The organism is Cyclobacterium xiamenense (genome assembly GCF_009467825.1).
In the GTDB taxonomy this organism is placed as follows: Bacteria; Bacteroidota; Bacteroidia; order Cytophagales; family Cyclobacteriaceae; genus Cyclobacterium; species Cyclobacterium xiamenense.
Genome location: NZ_WIOK01000003.1, coordinates 25,963 through 41,972, shown reverse-complemented (window position 1 = coordinate 41,972; position 16,010 = coordinate 25,963). Strand labels below are relative to the sequence as shown.

Here is a 16,010-nt window from a genome sequence, read left to right as displayed (position 1 = left end):
AATATGGCTCGTTTATCCGGGCTGTCACTGATCGCCATGGCCCTGGCAGCGGGCTTCGCCTACGGGCATGTATACGGGGGCCTGATCGATTCAGGCAGTCCGGAGGAAACCTATGGCAACCTGCAGTCCTCGGCTTTGCTTTTCCGCTACGGAATTGGGGCCTGGGGAGCGATTGTGTTGTTGGACCTACTGGTAGCAGGCAGCTTGCATGGATTTCTGAGGGAAGTCCATCCCCGCCTTTCGGCGCTCACTGCCCTGATCCGGGTGGTGTATGCGTTCGTATTGCTGGCGGCAGTTGCCCATTTGGTGGAGGCGCTCGCCCTTGTGGAAACAGCTGCCCCTCCTGCCGAAGTACTGCTGGCGCTGCAGCGTTTTGAAACGGTTTGGTCCCAGGGATTGATCCTGTTTGGGTTTCACCTGCTCGGGCTGGGTTACCTAACCCTCCGCGCGCGGTTCGTGCCCTCTTATTTTGGGGGGTTATTGCTGGTGGCAGGTAGTTGCTATATCGGTATTCACCTGGCCAGAATGGTCTTTTCCAGCCATGCGGAGTCCATTTCAATGATTGAAACGGTGGCGAGCGTACCCATGGCGCTTTCCGAGATTGGCTTTGCTTTTTGGCTGCTTTACCGAGGTGTCGGTCGGCGTTTTTCTCAACCAGTTGCCAGCCTGTCATGAAACGAGTCAAAAAAGTAAGCTGGATCGCGTTTGGGTTGCTGCAGGTCGTTTTACTGACGCTGCTGGCGGCGATCCTGCTGGAGCAACGCAGCCTTTCCTACCTGAAAATAACGGAGCATGCCGCCTGGCAGCAGCGCGATTACCTCATCAAAAACGTACAAATCGTACCCATGACGTCCGATACGGTAGTCACCGACCAACGGGTGCTGGTCCGGGAGGGGCAGATCGCCGCGATCGCTCCCGATCTGGAAGCGCCCGGGATCCCGGTTATCGACGGGGAACAGGGGTACCTGATGCCCGGTATGACGGACATGCACGTGCACGTCTGGGATGCCCAGGAATTGGGATTGTACCTGGCGAACGGGATAACCTCCGTCCGAAACCTTTGGGGGCAGCCCATGCACCTGCGCCTGAAGGAATCCATAAGCCAGGGCGAATTGCTGGCGCCGGACTTCTATACCTCCGGCCCCAAGCTGACCGGGTCTGATTACGCGGGAGACGATAACCTGCAACTTGTTTCTGTAGCGCAGGCCCGGGAAAAGGTGGCAAGCTACAAGGCCCGGGGCTATGATTTTATCAAAACCTACAATGGACTGACGCCGGAGCTTTTTGAGGCCATTTTGGAGGAGTGCCGATTGCAGGAGTTGGACATCGCCGCCCATCCCTCGGCGGCCCTTCCCTATGCGGCACACCTGCGGGAGGAGATTGTCAGCGTGGAACATACAGAAGACATCGTGCAGCAGGCCCTGAACTACCAATTGGATACCGCCGGTTTGGACCGGGTAGTGGCAGACTACGCCTCCTTTCCCTCGGCCGCACACTGTCCCACGCTGGTCGTGTATTTCAATATTTACCGCCTGCTGACCGAAGCACGGATACTGGAGGCCCCCGAACTGAATTTCATGAATCCACTCATCCGGATGGTGGATAGCGAGGCCCAGTACCAACGGTGGGCAGGGGCAGCAACGGGCGATTCCCTGCTGGCAGGCAAGATTTTGGCGCAGCACCGCTTTCACCTGCTTGCCGTTCGCAAATTGCAGGAGGCGGGTGTCAACCTGGTCGCCGGTACCGATGCCGGCATTGGCATCACTCCGGCCGGTGTCTCGATGCATCAGGAGCTGGCCTTTTACCGGGAAGCCGGCCTGAGTGCTTTTGAGGCGCTACAAACCGCCACCGTCAATCCGGCAAAAACCCATGACTTTCTGGCCAATACCGGCACGGTGGAGGTGGGCAAGAAGGCCAACCTGGTATTGGTGGAAGGCAATCCGCTAAAAGATCCAAACACGCTTCGGAAACCGCTGGGGGTTTGGGTAGGCGGGCGCCACATTTCCCGGGAACAGTTGGAGGGCTTTACCGATCGTGCCCGGAACCGAAAGAACCTGCTACCCTCGGTCCTGCGCTACGGGGAGTATTTGCTGCGGGAACGGTGAGCCCGGCGAGTGTGTTTTGGCAAAGAGGTAGCGCGGCCGTGACCTACACCATTTCCTTCCTGTGCGGATAGGCTTCGTACCGGTATTTATGGTGTAGCCTTCGTAGCAGACCACTATGCCCAGGGCGACTGGGACCTGTTTTTACAGAGAGTTATGGCTGCCGTGTTAACACCATAAGGGTGTTAGATGGATTTCAACCAGAGAAAAGTAAGCAATGGCCCATTCGCATGAACATTCAGGGGGAACGAAAAACCTGAAAATCGCCTTTTTTATAAACCTTGCCTTTACCTGTCTGGAAATTGCCGGTGGGTTTCTTACGAATAGCATTGCCATTATTTCAGATGCTTTGCACGATTTCGGAGACGCTCTTTCCCTGGGGCTGGCATGGTATCTCGAAAATAAGGCCTCGCGAAAAGGGGCAACGGATACCTTTAGCTTTGGGTATGCACGCTTTCGCTTGCTGGGAGCTTTGGTAAATGCGCTGGTGTTGATCGGTGGTTCGGTGTACATACTCCTGGAAGCGGTGGAAAGGTTGCAGCATCCCGAACCGGTACAGTCCTTGTGGATGATGGGGATAGCGGTGATTGGTCTGGCGGCCAACGGTTACGCAGCCTGGCGAATCCGGGGAGCAAGCTCCCTAAACGAAAAGGTCATTAGCTGGCATTTGCTGGAAGATATATTGGGCTGGCTGGCCGTGCTGATTGTCTCCATTGTCCTGCAATTTAAAGATTGGTATTTTCTGGATCCCGCGCTGTCAATCGGCGTCACCCTTTTTATCTTGTATGGAGTGGGTCGCAGGTTATGGGAGACGCTTTATTTGCTGCTGCAAGGCGTTCCTCGAAAAATCGACCTGGAAGAGATCCGGTCAAAACTTCAGGCCCTGCCGCACGTGCAATCGATTCATCACATGCATGTCTGGTCCCTCGATGGTACCCGCCATGTATTCACGACCCATCTTGTATTGGAGAATATTTCGGAATACGGCAAAGTAGATCAGGTACGACAGCGCGCACGGGAGGCCTTGAAGGGCTACGATTTTCATCACCATACCCTACAGCTGGAATTGGATTCCAATACCTGTGAACTGTACAGGGATACGACCTGATTGCTTCCTGGCAGCTGCTCCCCGAATCTGCTGCGGGTCGCTGTTCTTTTTGGGAATGCAGGGATTGCCCTGGCGATGGTGTACCGAATTTTGTTCGAAACCGGTCGTTCTATTGGATTGAAAATCCGAAAAAGGCAATCGACGAAGTCGGAAAGGAGCACTTTTGGGAGCAAATGCTAGCCCATTCACGAAAAACCGGGGTAGGCGACCGCTTCAGGTTTGAGCACATGCTGTTCGCCTGTTAAGACCTGCGCTTCCCCGAATTTTACGAGAGAAAACCATGGAAATAAAAACCCTTAAAAAACGAACCGCCATTGCCGAAAACAGGAAAACCCATGCGGCGTACGCTCGCCTCGATAAACTGCTGTTGGCATTGCGTGCAAAGGAATTGCCCGATGAAACCATCGTCGAAATAAACGATGAAATTGATCGGATGAACGCGGTGTCGGACACCGGTCGGAATTGGCAAAAAGCAAGTAAAAAACTTCAAATTTACCTCATCCAGCGAATGGAACAGAAACACCACCTGGTCCCGAAAAACCATTACCGCAATAAGTGGCTGGCACTTGGAATGGTCTTATTCGGGCTGCCCATGGGGCTTACATTGGGGTCCAGCCTTGGCAACATGGCTTTCCTAGCGATCGGACTCCCCATCGGCATGGTTATCGGGATGGCCATCGGCACCGGGATGGATAAGAGGGCAGAAGAAGAAGGCAGGCAATTCGAATTCGATAGGGAGTAAACCGCCAGCTACTGCTCTTTGCTGCGGCTGGCAGGATGCGGTCCATAATAAGCGCCATTCCTTCGATACGCTCCGTGCACCCGCAGAGGAGAAGAGAGTGGGGAGCTAGCAACCGAAGCAACAGCTAGAGGCAGTTCACCAAAAACGGATTCCGGAAACAGCAGCCGGTGCAGCGGTACCTGCTTCTTTCCCCCGCACCGTTACTGCCAGGGCTGTCCGGTATTTTGGGGATGGAGCAATCGGCCGTCAGATTAACCCCCGAATCCTGCAACGAACCGGTTGTACGAAGCGGCTTTAAAAGCTATTGAGAGAACAGAATGGAGTACGTAAATAGAATTCTCGTGCGAAATGATTAATTTAGGACTGGAATTACATATAAGAAATTAGCTAACCCAATGATTCTTGAACCAAGGTTTTTGATATACACGTTGATAATTGACTATGAAATTTGGTAAAACCATTGAGCTTTTTCTAATCGACGGAGAACCTAACGGCAGAATGACGTGTGAACTTTCAAATTGGACAGGAAAGGCATATAAAATTCCACGAATCAAAATTAAGGATTGCTCGGATAGACCCGACCTGCTCAACCCTGGCATTTATTTGCTTTTTGGTAAAGATGAGACCGGTAAAGATCTGGTATATATCGGTGAAGCAGAAACGGTTTTCAAACGACTGATCCAGCACCTAACTCAGAAGGACTTTTGGAACGAAGCTATTGTGTTTATTAGTAAGGATGAAAATTTGAATAAAGCCCATATAAAGTACCTTGAAAACAGGCTTTTTGAATTGGCGAAGATTGTAAACAGATACCATATTGAAAATGCCACAATACCCACACAATCCTCCATTGCTGAATCAGATAGGGCGGAAATGGAGGAGTTCATAGAGAATATCAAAACGCTTATCAATACGCTCGGGCACAAGGTGTTCGAGGTCAAAAGAGAACTCAAAACCCCTAAACAGGAGGCATCAGAGACCTTTTTCATCAAAGCAGCCAGGGGAGCGGATGCGAAAGGAGAACCCACATCGGATGGCTTTGTAGTCTTTCTGGGTTCGAAAGCAGCAAATTCAATTGTACCTTCCATGACGGACAATTTCAAGAGACTGCGTGAGCAGCTCATCGAAAACGGTATATTGGTAAGAAACGAAAACTGGCTTGAGTTTTCAGAAGATTACGTTTTTTCTAGTCCATCAACCGCTGCAGTGATGGTAATGGGAAGAAATGCAAATGGACTTACGGAGTGGAAATTGAACAGCGGAATTACATTAAAAGAATTTGAATCCAATAAAGCCACCTAAAACTAAAAACGTTTTCTAAATGAAATTGGTGACATGGAATTGCAATGGCGCATTGAGAAAGAAATTCCATGAGATTTCAACCCTGGATGCCGACATTTACCTGATACAAGAATGCGAGGACCCGTTGCGGTCTAACGACAAGTTTTACCGTAAATGGTCTGAGAACCACCTGTGGGCTGGCGAAAATAAAAACAAGGGAATTGGAATTTTTGCTTCTCATTCCTATACGCTCGAACCGTTGAATTGGAGCGATCAATATGAAGATCACTTGGTAAAACACTTCCTTCCTTGTTTGGTGAATAAAGAAATTCAGCTACTGGCCGTTTGGACACATTATAACAACTCACCAACATTCGGATACATCGGGCAATTCTGGAAATACCTTCAAATCAATAAGGATAAATTCGAGAACATCATTATTGCAGGCGATTTTAACAGCAATGTGATTTGGGATAAATGGGATCGATGGTGGAACCACTCGGATTGCTCTAATCAACTGGAAGCGATCGGAGTAGTCAGTGCTTATCACCAATTGACGAAAGAACCACCGGGAAACGAAAAAAAACCGACATTTTTTCTACAACGAAATACCGATAAGCCCTACCATATAGACTATTTTTACTTATCCAAGGGTTTCCTAACAAACAAATCAGTGATTTCGGTAGGAGAACAATCGCAGTGGCTTTATTTCAGCGATCATTTGCCTGTCACTCTCGAATTTTAAAGTATTACTGCTGAATTTAATGGATGCAGATGCCATCTGGTGGGAGAGATTGAATTACTAATGCCTAGAATTTCACGTCTTGCCTGACCTACCGATTGTAAACAGGTGTGGATTTGCACAAAAAGAAAATGACAAAAACCGAAAATTTCGAAAAAGTGGAGGTTTCTTCTGCGGAAGAACTCCGGTCCTGGCTCCTGCAGCATCACCGGCAACAGGAGAGTATTTGGCTTGTCACCTGGAAGAAAAGCGACCCGCAACGCTACGTTTCAAGAGAGGAGGTGCTCGATGAGCTGCTTTGTTTTGGATGGATTGATGGCATCCGGCGCAAGCTGGACGAGGAGCGGACCATGCAATTGATTGCAAAACGCAAGGCGGAACATTGGGCGGCAACCTACAAAGAGCGGGCAGCGAGACTTATCGCGGCAGGGAACATGCACGAATCGGGTTTGAAAGCCATTGAACGCGCCACAGCAAACGGACTTTGGGATTTTATGGAGGACGTAGATCAATTGATGGTTCCCAAAGATCTGTCCGATGCGCTCGCGACCTACTCGGGGGCGACCGCCTTTTTTAATGGAATCAATCCCTCCAGCAAACGGTTTGTACTGAGATGGCTCAAACTGGCCCGGACCGAGAAAACCAGGCAAAAAAGAATCGAGCAACTCACCCAGCTGGCTGCCAGGAGTGAAAAGTTACCGGGGAGCTAGTCCTTTTTTAATCCGCCACCCCGTTCCCGCAGCCGGCCGGCTATTAAAAAAGGTGCGAACGCGCTACCTTATTTTGCTGTTCGTATGCAGCGCTCTGGAATTATGCTGTAAATCCCCCATTGCGGCAATCCGTATTTTTGCCGTATATTGAAGGCAGGGAAAAATGGGTGGCCCTTCCTCCCGAAGTTTCTTGCCCTGGGGATGGGCTCCCTTTGGCGCAGAAGAAGTATTCCGGTCGATCCCCGCCAAAGGACAGTCCTTTGCGGGAGGGCTTGGTCAGGCGTCCCTGTTCGCTTGTTTTTCCCCTCTTTCGTTCACCGCACCAACCAGAAAACTCATGAGAGTCCTTGTCCTTGCCTTCTTCCTGCCCCTGCTATGGGCCTGCCAATCAAAGCCTACCGAAGGGATCTCCCTTCCCGGCCTGCAGGAACCCGTAGAAATCGTCCGCGACCAATGGGGTGTCAACCACATCTATGCCAACAACCAACACGATTTGTTTTTTGCGCAGGGCTATGCCGCTGCCAAGGACCGCCTTTTCCAATTTGAGATCTGGAGGCGACAGGCCACCGGCACGGTAGCCGATATCCTGGGAGCGGCCGAATTGCAGCGGGACATCGGCACCCGGCTGTTTCGGTTTCGCGGAGACATGCGGGAGGAGATGAATCACTACCATCCCGAAGGAGAGGCGATCATCACCGCTTACACGGAGGGCGTCAATGCCTACATCGAAGAAATCCGGTCTACGCCCGACCGGCTTCCCCTGCCGTTCCAAATGCTGGGTATCCTGCCGGAAAAATGGACCCCCGAGGTGGTGATTTCCCGGCACCAGGGGCTGCTGGGCAATATCAACGAGGAACTGGACCTGGGGCGGGCCGTGGCGCGCCTGGGTGAAGCGCAGGTCAAAGAACTGAAGTGGTTTCATCCCAAAGAGCCCGATCTTGCCCTGGATCCGCAGATCGAGCCCGAATTGCTGTTTGACGATATTCTCGGCTTGTACAATGCCTACCGAAAACCCCTTGCCTTCAAACCCGGGGATATCCTGCCCGAATTCCGCAATCCGGCGATCGGAGATGCAGCTGAAACCGCACCGACCGCAGAGGAAGCGCCTTTTTCCCTGGGCAGCAACAATTGGGTGGTGGACGGTTCGCGTACGGCCACCGGGCATCCCTACATGGCCAACGATCCGCACCGAACCATTGCCGTCCCCTCGCTGCGCTACATGGTGCATCTGAATGCCCCCGGATGGGATGTAATCGGGGGAGGGGAACCCGAGATCCCCGGCATCTCCATCGGCCATAACGGCTACGGGGCCTGGGGGCTGACCGTGTTCCGGACGGACGGAGAGGACCTGTACGTGTACGAGCTGAATCCCGATAATCCCAACCAATACCGCTACGATGGGGCCTGGGAAGACATGGAGATCCTTACCGAGACCATCTCAGTAAAGGGCCAAGAGGATCAGGAAGTTAGCCTGCGCTACACCCGTCACGGACCGGTGACCTATGTAGATTCCGTGCATCATAGGGCCTATGCGGTACGCTGTGCCTGGCTGGAACCCGGAGGGGCTCCCTACCTGGCCTCCCTGCGCATGGACCAGGCAAAAAGCTGGGAAGAGTTTCGGGAGGCCTGTGCCTACAGTCATATTCCGGGTGAGAACATGGTTTGGGCAGACAAGGACGGTACCATTGGCTGGCAGGCCGTGGGCATTGCGCCCATTCGCCGGAATTTCAGCGGCCTGGTGCCCGTGCCCGGAGACGGGCGCTACGAGTGGGAGGGCTACCTGCCCATCCCCGAAAAGCCCCATACCGTCAATCCCCCGGAAGGCTACTTTGCTTCCGCTAACCAGAACGTGACCCCTGCCGACTATACCCATTGGGAAGCGATCGGCTATTCCTGGTCGGACCCCTTTCGCGGCGACCGGGTGGAGGAAGTACTGGAAGCGAACAATGCCCTGAATATGGAAGACATGAAAGCCCTGCAGGTAGACTACCAGAGCATTCCCGCCCGGGTGCTGGTACCCTACCTACTGGATCTTCCCCTTTTCGGTAAGGCCGCGGAGGACCGGGACCGGCTCCGGGGCTGGGACCATAGGCTGGACCCGAATTCCATTCCGGCCGCCATCTACGTGGCCTTTGAAAATGCGCTGCTGCGCCTGGCCAGCGAACGCTTTGTGCCGGAGGCCGGAAGAGAGACCATTGGCCGGATCCAATTGAAGAAAATCATGGACTGGATCGCTACCCCGGACGAACGCTTTGGGCCCGATCCGGAGGCCGGCAGGGACCGCCTGCTGGCCGATGCCTTTGGGCAGGGGCTGGCCTACCTGGAGGAAAATCTGGGCAAGAACCGGGACAACTGGCAGTACGGGCAGGAGCGGTTCAAGCATGCCTACCTGGTGCACAGCCTGGGAATGCTGGGTACCGAGGAAGTGAATGTCCAACTGAACCTCGGTCCGCTGCCGCGGGGCGGCAATGCCTATACGCCCGGCTCCACGGGGGGCAATAACCGGCAGAGTTCGGGTGCATCCTTTCGGATCATTGTGAATACGGGCGATTGGGACGCCAGTCAGGCAACCAATGCCCCCGGGCAGTCCGGCGATCCCGACAGTCCCTTTTACGACAATTTATTCGAAGCCTGGGCCAGGGACGCGTACTTTCCCCTGTACTATTCCCGGGAAAAAATCGATTCCGCGGCAGTGGATAGAACGGTTCTGACACCAGAGAACTAAGAGGGACCGTGTTGGCTGCATGGATAAAGAGCCAGTGAGAAGGGTTCCTTTTGGAGACTTGGTACCTTTGGTTTCCTATTTTCTTTTCAAAAGGCGACCGGACTGCTGGCTTTTGCCTCCGAGTTTCTTAATTTGACAATTTCAAACCGGTTGAGATACGTCGGGTATCGTACCTATGCACGCAATTCCCTACTGAAACATGGCTGTATCCGGTTGTTACCCTTTATTTTCACAAAAGAAGAACTGACAACAAATGTTCTAAAATAGAGAACGTTTAATTATCTTTGTCGTAGAAATCAATCTATGAAAAGAATAATTGCAAAAAGAACTCTACGTGAATTTTGGGAGAAACATTCCGATTCCGAGCAATATTTGAAAACCTGGTATGAAACCGTGAAATCATCAAATTGGAAGTCACCAAACGATATTAAAGAAACGTACATAAATGCAAGTATTCTAAAAGATAGTAGAGTAGTTTTTAATATAAAAGGAAATTCCTATCGACTGATTGTTAAGTTTAACTTTGACAGACAATGGGCGTTTATAAGATTTGTGGGAACTCACGCCGAGTATGATAAAATAAATGCTGATACGATTTAAAACAAACGACTATGAAAATAAAGCCTATAAAGACAGAAAAAGATTACGAACAAGCTTTAGAGAGATTAGAAGTAATTTTTGATGCCGACTCAAATTCAAAAGAAGGAGACGAAGCGGAAATCTTATCACTCCTAATCGAGAATTACGAAAACCAACATTATCCAATTGAAGCTCCAGATCCAATTGAAGCAATAAAAATAAGAATGGAGGAAATGAATCTTAAACAAAAAGATTTAGTAGGTATTATTGGTGGAAAAAGCAGGGTTTCGGAAATCTTAAACAAAAAGAAAAAATTGACAGTAGATATGATTCGAGAATTGGAACGGATTTTACATATTTCCGCCTCAGTGCTTGTGAATAATTATCAGCTGTCGAAGTAAAAAGCAAAGGGTAACATCGGTTAACAAACAATTGGTAATTGAAAAAGTAACTTAATTCAATACCTGAATACCAACTGTTGTTAACCGTGACCGTTGAAACCTTCGGCGTGCTCAGGGCAAACTCCAACGAATAATTGAAGGGTTGCTGGTTACTTGGATTACTACGGGTTTTCCTGTCTCTGATTTCTTGGCGTAGGCTGATTGAAAGAGTTACTGAATTTACGTTTTTCGTTGACCGATGGGGTCCTTTAAGACGGTGACCCTTAACTTATCAGACGAAGTACTTGATGAAACCCTGAAATCTGGTGGAAACAAATTTCACAACCAAGTTGCCTGGGCTCGCCAGTATTTAGTGTGGGAAGGGTTGTTAGACTCCTCAAAACACGGAACTTGGAAATTAACCGATAAAGGGAAGAAGACAATACTTACTGAGCAAGAAGCCAGGAATTTCTTCCTAAAATGGGTGGATTTTCACAGAAAGGCAAGAGAAGAAAAGGGACGATCAAAAGTTATTGAAGATCAGGAAGGAAATACACCTGAAGAATACGAAAAGGAATCTTCACCCGAACTTCTTGAAGTATTACAACAATTGAGTCCATCTGGTTTCGAAAAGGTTTGTCGTGAGTTACTACGAGAACATGGATTTGAGAACGTGGTGGTTACAGGTGCTTCTCACGACGGGGGAATAGACGGTTATGGAACGCTCGAAATTAACCCCTTTGTCAGTTTCAAAGTACTATTTCAATGTAAACGATACAAAGGAACCGTTTCAATAGCTCAGGTGGGGGATTTCAGAAATGCCATGATTGGAAGAGCTGAAAAAGGCATCATTTTGACAACTGGAACGTTCTCAAATGACTCAATCAAAGAAGCCAATCGTGATGGTGCACCCCAAATTGAACTTGTTGATGGGCAAAAGCTTGTTGAAATGTTTGAAAAAGTTGAACTAGGAGTAATACCACGAACTATCTATGAAGTAAACCTCCTTTACTTCAAATCATTCATGGACTAGATGTTTCCTTTATAAAAAATCATGTCCCCATACGCCGACCGCACCAACCAAAGCGATGATTCTTGCGTAGGACGTGGCTGTACTGCGAAACGGCATTCCCGAAAACGAAGAAAATGACTCAATCTGAACTGATATTGTTACATTTTACAGAAATAAGGAAACGAAGCATTAAGCTTTGGAATGGTCTTCCGGAGAGCCATTATCATTGGAAACCCGACGAGAAAGCCATGACTGCCCTAGAAATGGTTAGGCACGTGTTGGAAGCCGATTATGGATGGAATCGTATCATCAGAAATGAGTGTATGATAAACTACCAAACACCCTGGAAAAATCGACCATTTGGCAGCGTTGCCGATGAACTTGAATTTGCCGAACCCCATAGAAATGCGTTTTTAAAAACGGTTGGCCAATTTTCGGATACGGAATTAACCGAAACCAAAATCGTTCACCCTGGAAATGGTGAGGAAAAAATTCTTGGAGCCTATCTACTACGGATTGGTTACCACGAATCGGTACACGCAGGACAGTTCCTTTCGTATTTACGAACGATGAAAATCAGTCGTCCGGAGATATGGGGCTAAAAAAAACTAAAACACGCCTGCCATCAAATCAATCCTTTGGCATCCAGTGATTTTTTGAGTGTTGCATGGTTTTCCCAAAATCGACTCTGTATCCGCTGCATCCGGGTCTCAAATTCCGGATGATCCTTTAGGGGGGCGATGATCGGATCTTTTTCGAAAAATAAAAGGATCCAATATTGGTAATTGTCCTGGTTGGAAAAAATGCGTAATTGCTCCATGGCCTCTTCTATTTTGCCTTCACGTGCGTGCAATACAGCCATGCTGGCGCTTTTGTAAATGGATTGGTCCTCCTCACAGTATCGGGCATAGGCATCGAAAAACTCCCCCGCACGCTCGGGGTAGCCCATTTTCTCGTACACCGTCCCGATTTTGATATCCTCCTGGGGGTAAATGCCCAGTCCTTGTCTTTCCCTTTCGGTAACAAACTGCTCGTAATAGACAAAGGCGTTGGCATAGTCTTCCTGAAAATAATGCATTTTGGCCACTTCCTGAAGGATGTCCAGCCTACTGCTATCTCGTTGCCATTCCTGCAAAAGCCTGTCCGTGGTGCGCTCCATGTTCCGATCTTTGGCATACAGAATATAGGCATGCAGGAAGGGGGCGTATTCGTTGTCCGGATTAAATGCCAACGAGCGGTTGATATACCGGATGGATTCGTCTACAAAGCCGGTTTGAATAAGCGCATTGCTTAGGTGCAGGTAGGTATAGCTTTTTGTGACCGAGTCTTGTCCGCCGACGTCCAATTGAACGCCTTTCAGGGCGTATTCCAGATACCGGGCAGTATTGGGCGTAATGCGAGCGTAAAAGTCCGCAAGCAACTGTATTACGGAAGAGGAGTTGGGATTGTATTCCAATGCTTTTTCCAGGTGAGGCAGGGCCAGACGAAACTCCTTTGTATGCAGGTAGTAAAGTGCTTTGGCGATCAGGCTTTCGGCAGATTTAGAGTCATACAAGAGCGCCTTGTCGGCGTAGTTGTTGATGCGATCCGTGTACTGTTTCTCGATCTGATAGATGTCGAGGTAATAGTACGCAATGGCCAGGTTGGCGTAAGCCAATGCGAACTCCGGGTCTTCCTCCGTTGCCTTCTCGAGCAGGGGAATGGCCGCAAGTAGCCCCTCCCGGTTTTGTTCGTACATCCGGTCCAAGGCCTGCAAGTAATATTCGTAGGCGAGGAGGTTGTCTGTTGGCTGCTTCTCGATACGTTCTAGTTCTGCAGGCGTCACCACTACCTTGATGGCATCGGTGATTTCGCCGGCAATTTCGTTTTGCAAGGCAAAAATGTCCCCCACTTGCCGGTTGTATTGTCCCGCCCAAACCGGTTGATCGGTTTCCGCCTCCACCAATTGAACGGTTAGTACTATCCGATCCCCAATCCGCTGCCCGCTACCTTCCAGGATATAGCTGACCTGAAGGGTTTCGGCGATTTGCGGAACCGGCAGGTCGGTGTTCCGGAACTGTTCCACCGAGGTTCGACTCACCACCCGCAAGTCTTCGATCTTTTGTAGTTTACTCAAGGCGGATTCCATCAACCCATTGACAAAATACAGGTTGGAGGAATCGCTGCTTTCGTTTTTAAAGGGCAAGACGGCTATCGACTTCTCCAGCGGCTTCTCGCTGTACAGCAGCCCGTTTTTCACCAAAAAAAAGGCTCCGGCAAGCGCCAGGACCACTAAGGCTGCCAAAAAAGGCATCCGGTATTTTTTTAGGATCGGCAAGCGGGCAGGGACTTTCCGACCCGCTTTTCTGGCTTCACCGGGCGCATGGCCGTACTGTTCCCGAAAGCATTTGATAAAATAGGAAGTGCTGCCAAAGCCTACCTCAAAGGAAATCTCTGAAACGGTTAACGAAGTTTGGTTCAGTAATTCCATTCCCTTTTTCAAACGCACCTGCCGGATGTACTGACTGGCGGAAAGATGGGTGTATTTCTTGATTTTCCGGAGCAGGTTGGATCGGCTCATGTGCATCGCTTCCGCCAGTTCAGACACCCCGAAGTCTTCCCGCGAAACATTGTCCAGGACAATGGCCTCTACGGCATCGATAAATGCTTCACCGGAAATGGATAGGTCGGACATGAGGATGCTTTAACGAACGAATTTACAAATAATTCCGACAATACGCAGGGATGGAAAGCAGCCCTTTCCTTTCCGGAAAACGCGCTGATGCGTCATAATTTATATTCTTGCACCATAATTTTTATGCGCGCTGCAAATTTAATGCTTTTGGCAACATGCCGCTTACACCGGCTTTCGACACTTCGACGAGCTTTGTAGCAAGTAAGATTTCAACCAAAAAAATACAAGTCAATGAAAACGAAAAGAATCAATGCGTTTGTCTGTATGGGCTTAGTACTCGCTTTGTCGTTCGGCTGTTCCCCATCCGCTGAAAGGAAAAATGAAAATGGGATAGAAATACCGGATATGGATATCCATGCCGCAGTACTGGAAGGAAATGTAGCTGTCGTTAGGCAGCACATTGACGCAGGTTCGGATATCAATAAAAAGGAACCGATGGGTGGAGCCACGCCCCTTATCTCCGCGATCACCTTTGGAAAAACCGAAATCGCCCGGCAATTGATTGACGCGGGTGCGGACTTATCGGCAAGAAATAACGATGGGTCCACGGCCCTGCATGTGGCTGCTTTTTTCTGCCGTGTGGAAACGGTTCAGACATTGCTGGATGCGGAAGCAGATACATCCCTTCGAAACGAATACGGAGCTACGCCAAGGGAGACCGTCATGGGGCCGTTTGAAGCCGTCAAGCCGGTATATGAACTGATGCAAACGCAATTGGGCCCCTTGGGCTTGCAATTGGACCTAAGGGAACTGGAAAGGACCCGGCCCGTCGTTGCCATGATGCTACAATAACGATAGGATGAAGGAAATGGAAACCGAAAGAAGATACGATATTGATTGGCTGCGGGTAGTGGCCATCGCCTTGCTGCTGATTTACCACATAGCGATTGTGTTTCAGCCCTGGGCCAGCTTTATCGGGTTTATCGGAAGTAACGAACCGATGGAGGGGCTGTGGAAACCGATGTCCCTGTTGAACGTGTGGCGCATACCCTTCCTGTTTTACGTGTCCGGGATGGGTGTCTATTTTGCTATCCGGAGAAGAAATGGCTGGCAATTGGTAATAGAACGTTCGAAAAGAATTCTCCTACCTTTTGTGTTTGGTGTGTTTGCCATCGCGCCGCTGCACGTCTTTGTTTTCCAGTATCATTATACCTTGCCGCTGCAGTATTATCCGCATCCGGGTCACCTGTGGTTTCTGGGAAATATCTTTGTCTATGTATTGGTGTTGACACCTCTTTTCTTTCTGCTGAAGAGAAAGTCGCTACGGGTGTTCAGGAAGGGACTGTCTGCTGTCACGGGCCATCCGATCGGCCTGTTAGGCATTTCGGTCTTTTTTGTCCTGGAGGCGCTCCTTCTTCGACCAGCCGTATTTGAGATGTATGCCTTGACCTGGCATGGGTTTTTCCTGGGATTTCTGGCCTTTTTCTTTGGCTTTCTATTCGTCTACAGTGGAAAAGCTTTCTGGCAAACGGTAGGGCAATGGAAATGGCTATACCTTGGAGTGGCTTTGACCTCTTTCCTGATCCGGCTCATCTTTTTTGAAACCATGCTGCCCGGATATGCTTTGGCTCTGGAGTCCAATTGCTGGATTTTTGGCATCTTTGGTCTGGGCTACTGCTACCTGAACCGACCCAGTAGATCGCTAAGGTACTTGAGTCAGGCGGCCTACCCGGTCTATATCCTCCACATGGTGGTCTTGTATGCGGTAGCTGCTCTGGTTTTGCCACTGGCCCTTCCAAGCTGGGTCAAATTTATCGCGATTTGCGGATTGACCTTTGCCGGATGTTTTCTTCTTTACGAGGGACTTATCCGCAGAATTGGGTTGCTCGGTCCCTTGTTTGGAATGAAGAAGCAACCCAGCCGGGCCATGATGCCTGGCAAACGGGCAATAGAAACGGAAGGTACCATTCCCGGATAATGACGTTGCCTGCTATAAAAAATGGGAGGTAGCAGGG

At 49.9% G+C, this 16,010-nt stretch carries 15 protein-coding genes; 14 read left to right on the top strand and 1 reads right to left on the bottom strand.

Translation table 11 applies throughout. From position 1 onward, the window contains the following. Positions 1-3 precede the first annotated feature (3 nt). The 12 genes from GCU44_RS02850 (at position 4) to GCU44_RS02795 (ending at position 11,983) form a co-directional block, all read left to right on the top strand. The gene (locus GCU44_RS02850) at positions 4-675 is read left to right on the top strand and encodes a DUF4386 domain-containing protein (RefSeq protein WP_161993885.1); all 672 of its coding nucleotides are present in this window, start codon (positions 4-6) and stop codon (positions 673-675) included. Then, a complete protein-coding gene (locus GCU44_RS02845) occupies positions 672-2,105 on the top strand; it encodes an amidohydrolase family protein (RefSeq protein ID WP_154853557.1) in 1,434 nt (477 codons plus the stop codon). Before GCU44_RS02850 ends, GCU44_RS02845 begins: the two co-directional genes overlap by 4 nt. Before the next feature lie 214 nt (positions 2,106-2,319). Beyond that, complete coding sequence (locus tag GCU44_RS02840) at positions 2,320-3,210, top strand: cation diffusion facilitator family transporter (RefSeq protein WP_154853554.1); 891 nt, start codon at positions 2,320-2,322, stop codon at positions 3,208-3,210. 280 nt (positions 3,211-3,490) lie between these two features. Further along, complete coding sequence (locus GCU44_RS02835) at positions 3,491-3,952, top strand: hypothetical protein (RefSeq protein WP_154853551.1); 462 nt, start codon at positions 3,491-3,493, stop codon at positions 3,950-3,952. Positions 3,953-4,393: 441 nt separating this feature from the next. Further along, positions 4,394-5,254: a GIY-YIG nuclease family protein gene (locus GCU44_RS02830; RefSeq protein WP_154853548.1), complete on the top strand. Its 861-nt coding sequence runs from the start codon at positions 4,394-4,396 to the stop codon at positions 5,252-5,254. Between the two features lie 19 nt (positions 5,255-5,273). Then, positions 5,274-5,978: an endonuclease/exonuclease/phosphatase family protein gene (locus GCU44_RS02825; RefSeq protein ID WP_154853545.1), complete on the top strand. Its 705-nt coding sequence runs from the start codon at positions 5,274-5,276 to the stop codon at positions 5,976-5,978. Positions 5,979-6,106: 128 nt separating this feature from the next. Further along, positions 6,107-6,685, top strand: coding sequence for a YdeI/OmpD-associated family protein (locus tag GCU44_RS02820; RefSeq protein WP_154853542.1), 579 nt, complete (start codon positions 6,107-6,109; stop codon positions 6,683-6,685). A gap of 337 nt (positions 6,686-7,022) precedes the next feature. After that, the gene (locus tag GCU44_RS02815) at positions 7,023-9,410 is read left to right on the top strand and encodes a penicillin acylase family protein (protein ID WP_154853540.1); all 2,388 of its coding nucleotides are present in this window, start codon (positions 7,023-7,025) and stop codon (positions 9,408-9,410) included. Positions 9,411-9,713: 303 nt separating this feature from the next. Beyond that, positions 9,714-10,010: a type II toxin-antitoxin system HigB family toxin gene (locus tag GCU44_RS02810; RefSeq protein WP_154853537.1), complete on the top strand. Its 297-nt coding sequence runs from the start codon at positions 9,714-9,716 to the stop codon at positions 10,008-10,010. A gap of 11 nt (positions 10,011-10,021) precedes the next feature. Beyond that, positions 10,022-10,390 (top strand): helix-turn-helix domain-containing protein, encoded by a 369-nt coding sequence (locus GCU44_RS02805; RefSeq protein WP_154853535.1) that lies wholly within the window; start codon positions 10,022-10,024, stop codon positions 10,388-10,390. 256 nt (positions 10,391-10,646) lie between these two features. After that, entirely contained in the window at positions 10,647-11,402 is a 756-nt protein-coding gene (locus GCU44_RS02800; protein WP_241684817.1) for a restriction endonuclease, read from the top strand. Positions 11,403-11,515: 113 nt separating this feature from the next. Then, complete coding sequence (locus GCU44_RS02795) at positions 11,516-11,983, top strand: DinB family protein (RefSeq protein WP_154853530.1); 468 nt, start codon at positions 11,516-11,518, stop codon at positions 11,981-11,983. A 23-nt stretch (positions 11,984-12,006) separates the two neighbouring features. On the opposite strand, the gene GCU44_RS02790 is transcribed toward GCU44_RS02795, so the two are convergent. Then, entirely contained in the window at positions 12,007-14,055 is a 2,049-nt protein-coding gene (locus tag GCU44_RS02790; protein WP_154853527.1) for a helix-turn-helix domain-containing protein, read from the bottom strand. A gap of 231 nt (positions 14,056-14,286) precedes the next feature. Between GCU44_RS02790 and GCU44_RS02785 the strand changes: the two genes are divergently transcribed. Further along, entirely contained in the window at positions 14,287-14,847 is a 561-nt protein-coding gene (locus tag GCU44_RS02785; protein ID WP_206670798.1) for an ankyrin repeat domain-containing protein, read from the top strand. 16 nt (positions 14,848-14,863) lie between these two features. Beyond that, positions 14,864-15,973, top strand: coding sequence for an acyltransferase family protein (locus GCU44_RS02780; RefSeq protein ID WP_154853524.1), 1,110 nt, complete (start codon positions 14,864-14,866; stop codon positions 15,971-15,973). Positions 15,974-16,010: the final 37 nt, after the last annotated feature.

Excerpts from the sequence above, each read along its gene's own strand:
- GCU44_RS02850 (WP_161993885.1), top strand. The coding sequence starts at position 4 with ATGGCTCGTTTATCCGGGCTGTCACTGATCGCCATGGCCCTGGCAGCG.
- GCU44_RS02845 (WP_154853557.1), top strand. The coding sequence starts at position 672 with ATGAAACGAGTCAAAAAAGTAAGCTGGATCGCGTTTGGGTTGCTGCAG.
- GCU44_RS02840 (WP_154853554.1), top strand. The coding sequence starts at position 2,320 with ATGGCCCATTCGCATGAACATTCAGGGGGAACGAAAAACCTGAAAATC.
- GCU44_RS02835 (WP_154853551.1), top strand. The coding sequence starts at position 3,491 with ATGGAAATAAAAACCCTTAAAAAACGAACCGCCATTGCCGAAAACAGG.
- GCU44_RS02830 (WP_154853548.1), top strand. The coding sequence starts at position 4,394 with ATGAAATTTGGTAAAACCATTGAGCTTTTTCTAATCGACGGAGAACCT.
- GCU44_RS02825 (WP_154853545.1), top strand. The coding sequence starts at position 5,274 with ATGAAATTGGTGACATGGAATTGCAATGGCGCATTGAGAAAGAAATTC.
- GCU44_RS02820 (WP_154853542.1), top strand. The coding sequence starts at position 6,107 with ATGACAAAAACCGAAAATTTCGAAAAAGTGGAGGTTTCTTCTGCGGAA.
- GCU44_RS02815 (WP_154853540.1), top strand. The coding sequence starts at position 7,023 with ATGAGAGTCCTTGTCCTTGCCTTCTTCCTGCCCCTGCTATGGGCCTGC.
- GCU44_RS02810 (WP_154853537.1), top strand. The coding sequence starts at position 9,714 with ATGAAAAGAATAATTGCAAAAAGAACTCTACGTGAATTTTGGGAGAAA.
- GCU44_RS02805 (WP_154853535.1), top strand. The coding sequence starts at position 10,022 with ATGAAAATAAAGCCTATAAAGACAGAAAAAGATTACGAACAAGCTTTA.
- GCU44_RS02795 (WP_154853530.1), top strand. The coding sequence starts at position 11,516 with ATGACTCAATCTGAACTGATATTGTTACATTTTACAGAAATAAGGAAA.
- GCU44_RS02790 (WP_154853527.1), bottom strand. The coding sequence starts at position 14,055 with ATGTCCGACCTATCCATTTCCGGTGAAGCATTTATCGATGCCGTAGAG.
- GCU44_RS02785 (WP_206670798.1), top strand. The coding sequence starts at position 14,287 with ATGAAAACGAAAAGAATCAATGCGTTTGTCTGTATGGGCTTAGTACTC.
- GCU44_RS02780 (WP_154853524.1), top strand. The coding sequence starts at position 14,864 with ATGGAAACCGAAAGAAGATACGATATTGATTGGCTGCGGGTAGTGGCC.